Here is an 8,427-nt window from a genome sequence, read left to right on the forward strand (position 1 = left end):
CGGCACCGTGGACACACCCAGCTCCACCCCGGTGTCGTTCCACTCCACCAACACCCGACACCGCTCGGCCTCACCCAGCACATCCACCGCGCTCAGCCGGGTCTGCGGGGCAGCGACCAGAGCTTCGAGCACACGGATCCACCGCTTCGCGAACTGCTGCGCCGCCTCCGGGCGGAACAGGTCCGCCGCGACCGTCAGCGCACCGCGGACACCCGCCGGTGCCCCGTCGGCGTCGAGCCGCTCTCCGAGGATCACGTCCAGGTCGAACTTCGCCGTCTGCTCGCCGACCAGGAGGCCTTCGGCGCCCAGGCCCGGCAGATCGAGCACCGCCTCGTCCGTGTTCTGCAGTGTGAGAATCACCTGGAACAGCGCGTGCCGGGCCAGCGAACGGACCGGGGCCAGCTCCTCCACGAGCCGCTCGAAGGGCACGTCCTGGTGCGCGTGCGCCTCGAGTCCGGTCTCGCGTACGCGTCCGAGCAGCTCGCGGAACGTCGGGTCGCCGGCCAGGTTCGTCCTCATCACGAGCGTGTTGACGAAGAAGCCGACCAGGTCGTCCAGAGCCTCGTCCGTACGGCCGGCGATCGTCGAACCGATCGGCACATCCGTGCCCGCGCCCAGACGCGACAGCAGCACCGCCAGCGCGCCCTGCAACACCATGTACAGCGTCACGCCTTCCGCCCGCGCCAGCTCCAGCAGCCGGCCGTGCAGCTCCGCCGCAATGACCAGCGGCACACTGTGCCCACGGTGACTCGCCACCGCAGGACGGGCGAAGTCGAACGGCAGCTCCAACTCCTCCGGAGCTCCGCCCAGCGCTCCTCGCCAGTACTCGATCTGGCGGGAGATCACGCTGTCGGGGTCCTGCTCGTCACCGAGGAGTTCGCGCTGCCAGAGCGCGTAGTCCGCGTACTGGACGGGCAGCGCCTGCCACTCCGGCGCCCGGCCCGAGTGACGGGCCTCGTACGCCACCGACAGATCATGGGCCAGCGGACCCATCGACCAGCCGTCGCCGGCGATGTGGTGGGTCACCACGACCAGCGTCTGCTCACCCGCAGCGGTCCTGAACAGCCATGCCCTGAAGGGAACTTCGACCGACAGGTCGAAGACATACTCCTGGGCCCGGGTGACCGCCGCGTTCTGTTCCTCCGCGGCCACCTCGACCACGGACAGCTCCCACGCCAGATCCTCGACGTCCAGAATCCGCTGGTACGGCTCACCGTCCACGACTCCGAACACCGTGCGCAGCACCTCGTGCCGACCCATCACGTCCCGCAGAGCCCGGTCCAGTACGTCCGAGTCCACCTCGCCGGACAGACGCAGCGCGACCGGCATGTTGTACGTGGCACTCGGCCCCTCCAGCTGGCCCAGGAACCACAGGCGGCTCTGCGCGAACGACAACGGCACCCGCTCCGGACGCTCTCCGGCCGTCAGCGCCACCCGAGCCGAACCCGCCTCCGCCAGCCGGGCCGCCAGACCCGCCACCGTCGGCGCCTCGAACAGGACGCGCAACGGCAGCTCGACACCCAGCACGGCACGGATCCGGCTCACCAGCCGGGTGGCGAGCAGCGAATGACCGCCCAGCCGGAAGAAGTCGTCGTCGACCCCGATGCTTTCCAGCCCGAGTACCTGCGCGAACACCCCGCACAGGATCTCCTCCTGGACGCTGCCCGGCGACCGGCCCGGCCCTGTCTCGTAGTGGGGGGCGGGCAGGGCCTTGCGGTCCAGCTTGCCGTTCCGTGTCAACGGCAGTGCATCCAGCAGTACGACCGCCGACGGGACCATGTACTCCGGCACCTGCCCGGCGGCATGTGCGAGTACGTCCGCGGACAGTCCGACACCGTCGGCGGTACCGTCGTGCGGTACGACATAGCCGACCAGGCGCTTTTCCCCTGGGATGTCCTCGCGTGCCACGACGGCGACCTGGGCCACCTGCTCGTGCCCGGCGAGGGCGGCCTCGACCTCGCCCAGCTCGACGCGGAAGCCGCGGATCTTGACCTGGTCGTCCGCACGCCCCGCGAACACCAACTGCCCGTCCACGGTCCAACGGGCACGGTCACCCGTGCGATACATCCGCTCACCCGGCTCGCCGAACGGATTCGCCACAAACCGCTCAGCCGTCAGATCCGCACGCCCCACATAGCCACGCGCCAGGCCCGCACCCGCCACATAAAGCTCACCCGCCACACCGACAGGCACCGGCGAAAGATTCCCGTCCAGCACATACACGCGGGTGTTGACCACCGGCGTACCGATCGCCACCTCCCCCGCCTGCGGGTCACAGACCCACAGCGTGGCATCCACCGTCGTCTCGGTCGGACCATAGGAATTGAACATCCGCCGGCCCCTGGCCCACCGCGCCATCACCTCCGGCGGACACGCCTCACCCGCCACCACCAGCACCACACCCGGATCGACCGACACCTCGTCCAACGTCGCCAGAACCGCAGGCGGAAGCGCGACATGGGAGACCCGCTGTTCGGCCAGGAACCCTGTCAGACTCTCGCCCAGGCGCTGTTCCTTCGGGATGACCACCAACGCCGCACCCGACAACAACGCCATGCACCACTCCCAGGCGAAGCCGTCGAAACCGGCGGACGCGAACTGCCCCACCCTGGCCCGGGGCCCGACCGCCAGATGGCGCGCGTGGCCCTCCACCAGGCTCGCGAGGCCGGCGTGCGTGACCGACACGCCCTTCGGTCGCCCCGTGGATCCGGAGGTGTAGATGACGTACGCGGGATGCGAGGCCGACAGCGACGCCAACCGTTCGTCGTCCCGTACGGCGGTCACGGGCAGACCGTCCAAGGCCGCCGCAGTGTCCGGGCCGTCGAGTGTCAGCACGGGCACGCCGTCCGGCAGCGGCAGGCGCGCGACACCGGCTGCGGTGGTGACGACGGCTTCCGCTCCCGCGTCGGCGAGCATGAAGGCGATCCGGTCCGCCGGCAGTCCCATGTCGATCGGCAGGTAAGCGCCTCCTGCCTTCAGCACCGCCAGCAGCGACGCCACCAGATCGATGCCGCGCTCCAGTGCCAGCCCCACCACGCTCTCCGGCCCCACGCCCTGAGCGATCAGCAGCCGGGCCAGCTGGTTCGCGCGCGCGTCGAGTTCCGCGTACGGCACCTCGGTCCCGTCGGCGACCACCGCCACCGCGTCCGGGGTGCCCGCGACGTGGGCGGCGAACAGGTCCGGAGCCGGCAGGGCCGCGGCGTCCGCACGGGTGTCGTTCCACTCCACGAGCAGCCGGTGCCGCTCGTCCCCGCCGAGCACATCCACGTCGGCCAGCCGCGTCTGCGGTGCGGTGACGAGGGTGCCGAGCAAGCGCACCCATCGCCGGGTGAGGATCTGGGCGGTGCCGACGTCGAACAGGTCCGCCGCCACCGTCACCACACCCCGCAGCCCCATCGGCCGGCTCTCGCCGTCGAATGTCTCCTCCACACCGACCTCGAGGTCGACCTTCGCCGTGGTGGCCTCCGTGAACACGCCTTCCGTGTCCAGGCCCGCCAGGTCGACAACCGCTTCGGCAGTGTTCTGCAGCGTGAGCATCACCTGGAACAGCGGGTGCCGCGACAGCGAACGGACCGGGGCCAGCTCCTCCACCAGCCGCTCGAACGGCACGTCCTGATGCGCGTACGCCGACAGCCCTGTCTCCCGCACACGCCCCAGCAGCTCACGGAACGTCGGATCACCCGACAGATCGGTGCGGATCACCAGCGTGTTCACGAAGAACCCGACGAGATCATCCATCGCCTCGTCAGTACGGCCCGCGATTGCCGAACCGACCGGGATGTCGGTACCCGCGCCCAGTCGCGACAGCAGCACCGCCAGCGCGGCCTGCAACACCATGAACACCGTCACACCCTCAGCACGCGCCAGCTTCGCGAGCTGCGCATGAACCTCCGCCGGAACCTCCAGCGGCACACTGTGCCCACGATGGCTCGCCATCACCGGACGAGCACGGTCGTAAGGAAGCTCCAGCTCCTCCGGCACACCCGCCAGCGCTTCACGCCAATACGCCACCTGCCGGGAGACCACACTGTCCGCGTCCTGCTCGTCGCCCAGCAGCTCCCGCTGCCACAGCGCATAGTCCGCGTACTGCACCGGCAGCGACTGCCACTGCGGCGCCCGACCCTCACACCGCGCCTCATACGCCACCGACACATCCCCCGCCAACGGCCCCATCGACCAGCCGTCACCAGCGATGTGGTGCACCACCACGACCAGCACCCGCTCCTCGGGCCCGGCCACGAACAGCCAGGCACGGAAGGGCACCTCCACCGAAAGGTCGAAGGCGTACGTCTGTGCCGCAGCGACCGCGCCGGGCAGCTCGTCCGGCGCCACATCCACCACCTGGAGCTCCCACTCCAGATCCTGAAGATCCAGAATGCGCTGGTACGGCTCACCGTCCGCCACCGCGAACACCGTACGCAGCACCTCGTGCCGACCCATGACGTCCCGCAGCGCCGCACCCAACGCGTCCTGGTCCACCGCGCCGTTCAGACGTACCGCGACAGGGATGTTGTAGGTCCGGCTCGGGCCCTCCAGCTGGCCGAGGAACCACAGCCGGCGCTGCGCGAACGACAACGGCACCCGCTCCGGGCGCTCCCCGGCCGCCGTCAGCACCAGGCGCGCCCGGTCCGCTCCGGACAGCCAGGCGGCGAGACCGGCCACCGTCGGTACGTCGAAGAGCGTCTGCAGCCGCAGCTCGACGCCCAGCACCGCACGGATCCGGCTCACCAGGCGCATGGCGAGCAGGGAATGACCACCGAGGGCGAAGAAGTCGTCGTGGACGCCGACCGCTTCCAGGCCGAGCACCCGCGCGAACACCCCGCACAGGATCTCCTCCTGCACCGTGGCCGACCCGCGGCCGACGCCCGCCGGGGCCGTCGCGACCGCCGCAGCAGCGTAGTCCAGGGCGGGGAGGGCCTTGCGGTCCACCTTGCCGTTCACTGTCAGCGGCAGGGAGGCGAGCACGACCACGGCCGCCGGCACCATGTACGCGGGCAGCTGCCCGGACGCGAACGTAAGCAGATCCGAGGTCAGCGTTCCACTGACAGCATCGGCGTCGACGGGCACGACGTAGGCCACCAGCCGCCTGTCACCCGGCACGTCCTCACGTGCCACGACGGCGACCTGGGCCACCTGCTCGTGCCCGGCCAGGGCGGCCTCGACCTCACCGAGTTCGACGCGGAACCCGCGGAGCTTCACCTGCTCGTCCGCACGGCCGACGAACTCGAGCCGGCCGTCCGCACTCCAGCGGACCACATCGCCCGTCCGGTACACGCGCTCCCCGGCGGACCCGAACGGGCACGCCACGAAGCGCTCGGCGGTGAGCTCCGGCCGTCCCACGTAGCCCCGTGCCAGACCCGCTCCGGACACGTACAGCTCTCCCGCGACACCGATGGGCACCGGCCGCAGCGCGGCGTCCAGCACGTACACCCGGGTGTCGCTGATCGGAGCGCCGATGGGCACACTCGTCCCCTGCTCCAGGGGCGACCGGCTCAGCGCGTGGACGGCCGTGAAGGTCGTGGTCTCCGTGGGCCCGTACCCGTTGAGCAACCGCACTCCGGGAAAACGTTCCAGCACGGTCCGGCAGTGCGAGGGCGACAGCACGTCGCCGCCCGCGAGCAGATGACGCAGCCCGCGCAGCGCCTCGATGTCGGTGTCCACGACCTCGTGGAAGAGCCCGGCGGTCAGCCACAGCGTGGTGACCGCGTGGGCGGAGAGGAAGTCGTCGAGTTCCGCGACGGACAGCCTGCCAGGCGGGGCCACGGCCAAGGTCGCGCCGTTGAGCAGAGCTCCCCATGTCTCGAACGTCGCCGCGTCGAAGGACATCGACGCCAGCTGTGCGACGACGTCGCGTTCCGACAGCTCGATGTAGTTCGTCTCCCGCACGACCCGCCTGATGGCCCGGTGCGGTGTGACCACGCCCTTGGGCCGGCCGGTGGAACCGGAGGTGTAGATGACGTACGCCGGGTGCTCCGGCAGCAGCCCGGCACGCTCGTCCGCGGGCAGGGCCCCGTCGTCGAGCAGGGCCAGCTCACCGAGCGTCGCGGGCTCGTCGAGTACGACCAGCGGCACACCGGCACTGTCGTCGAGCCGCACGTCGCCCCGGGTCAGGGCGCACACCGCACCGGCGTCGGCGAGCAGGAAGGCGATCCGCTCGGCCGGATAGGCCGGGTCGACCGGCAGATAGGCGCCGCCCGCCTTCAGCACGCCGAGCAGCGCGACCACCATGTCGACACCACGGTTGAGCACCACCCCCACCACCGACTCCGGTCCCACGCCGCGGCCGATGAGCAGGCGGGCCAGCCGGTTCGCCCGGGCGTCCAGTTCCGCGTACGACATCTCGGTGCCGGCATGGACGACGGCGACCGCATCAGGGGTGCGGGCCACCTGGGCCTCGAACAGCTCCGGGAGGGTCTCGGCCGTGACGTCGGCCGCGGTGTCGTTCCAGTCGACGAGCACGCGGCGCCGCTCGTCCTCGCCCAGGACCTGGACGGCGCCCAGCGGAAGCCGCGGGCGGCCGTCCTCCAGCGCCTCTTCCAGTGCCGCGACGAGGTTCTCCACCGCGGTGCACAGCAGCAGGGCCACGGCTCCCGGATCGATGGGGGCCGCCGCGTCCACGGACAGTCCGATCCCGGCGCCGTCCCCGTCGTCGTCGACCGACACGGTCAGGGGGTAGTTCGTGCGCTCCCGCGAGAACAGCGTCCTGATTCCGGCGAGCCCCTCGCCCTGCTGCTCCTCGCCGGTGCCGGCGGCGGGAGCGGTGTTGTGCCGGTAGTTGAACAGCGCGGTGAACAGCGGGACGTCCGCCGGTACGCCGCTGACCTGCTGGGCGAGCGCCAGCGGAGCATGCTCGTGCTCGAGCAGTGCCGCCAGCTGCGCGCGCATACCGTCGACCGCGGACAGCACATCGGCATCGTCCACGCGGACGCGGACAGGCAGCGTGTTCATGAACGGACCGGTCACCCGGTCCGCACCCGCACCCGCGTTCATCCGGCCGAACAGCACCGTGCCGAACACCACGTCCTCACGACCGCTGACCGCCGCCAGCGTCCGGGCCCAGGCCACATGCAGCACCGTGGCAGGGCTGGCCCCCAGCCTGCGGGCCACCTCCCGCACACGCGAAGAAGACCCGGCCGACAACGCCAGCCCCGCCCGGACCACCCCGGCACCATCACCACGCACATCCACCACCCCGTACGGGGCAGTCGGCTCCGTCACATCACCGAGCAACTCGGCGAAGAACCGCTCGTGCTCAGAACGCTCCACCCCACCACGTGCCTGGGCGACGAAGTTACGGAACGGCAAAGGCTCAGCCAGCTCGTCACCGCGGCCCGTGAGGAACGCCTCCACCTCCTCCAGCATCACTTCAAGAGCGGTGTGGTCCTGCACCAGGTGGTGCACCCGCACCAGCGCCAGCCAGTGTGCGGTGCCGGGATCGGCGGCCGCGTGGACGTCGATCAACGGCGCCCGGCCCACGTCCATCGACGGACCGCCCGCGACCAGCAACTGCTCCACCGGAGCAGCCCCTTCCGGATCCAGTACGACCGTCGCCACAGGCACGGCCGCGTGACGGCGCACCACCTGGACCGGCTCGCGCAGACCCTCCCAGACGATCCCGGTACGGAACACGTCATGCCGGTCGACGACGTGCTGCAACGCGCCGAGGAAGGCATCCAGCCGCTCGCGCGTGTCGAACTCCAGAACGGTCGGCGTCACATACGCGTCCTCACCACCGTCGGAAAGGAGGTGATGGAAGAGCAGGCCCTCCTGCAGAGGCGCGAGCGGATAGACGTCAGCCACATTCGCCGCACCGCCCTCCACACCCGCCACGATCCGCTCGATCTCAGCGGTCGCCAGTTCGACGAGGGGAAGCATGCCCGGCGTGATCTCATCAGCGCCGGCGGGAATCGCGTTCGCAGGCACGTCGACCTGCTCCGCGCCCGCGGCGGCCGCGAGGCCGGCGGGCGTCGGCGTCTGGAACAACGCCCGGACGGACACGGTCACGCCCCGGACGCGCAGGCGCTCCACCAGCGACACCGCGAGCAGCGAATGCCCGCCCAACCGGAAGAAGTCGTCGTCCACTCCCACGGTCTCCAGGCCGAGGACCTCCGCGAAGGCCGCGCACAGGATCTCCTCGCGGGCATCGGCCGGGCCACGGCCGCCACGGGTGACGTACGCCGGGGCGGGCAGTGCCTTGCGGTCCACCTTTCCGTTGACGGTCAGCGGCAGCGCGTCGAGAACAACCACGGCTGAGGGAACCATGTGCTCCGGCAGTCGGCTGGAGACGAAGTCCCTCACGACTCCGACGATGTCCAGGTTGCCGCCGTTCTCGTCCGTGTCCGTGTCGGCGGGGACGACATACGCGACCAGCCGCCGGTCTCCCGGCACGTCCTCCCGCGCGATCACCGCCGCCTGCCCCACCAGCGG

The 8,427-nt window shown here is 70.8% G+C and carries 1 protein-coding gene; it reads right to left on the reverse strand.

The window, feature by feature from the left end; all coding sequences use genetic code 11:
- On the reverse strand, positions 1-8,427 hold an 8,427-nt coding region (locus tag ACIBB8_RS36895; RefSeq protein ID WP_398959682.1), incomplete at both ends, for an amino acid adenylation domain-containing protein.

The sequence above is a fragment of the Streptomyces sp. NPDC051286 genome (assembly GCF_044455345.1).
Lineage (GTDB): Bacteria > Actinomycetota > Actinomycetes > Streptomycetales > Streptomycetaceae > Streptomyces.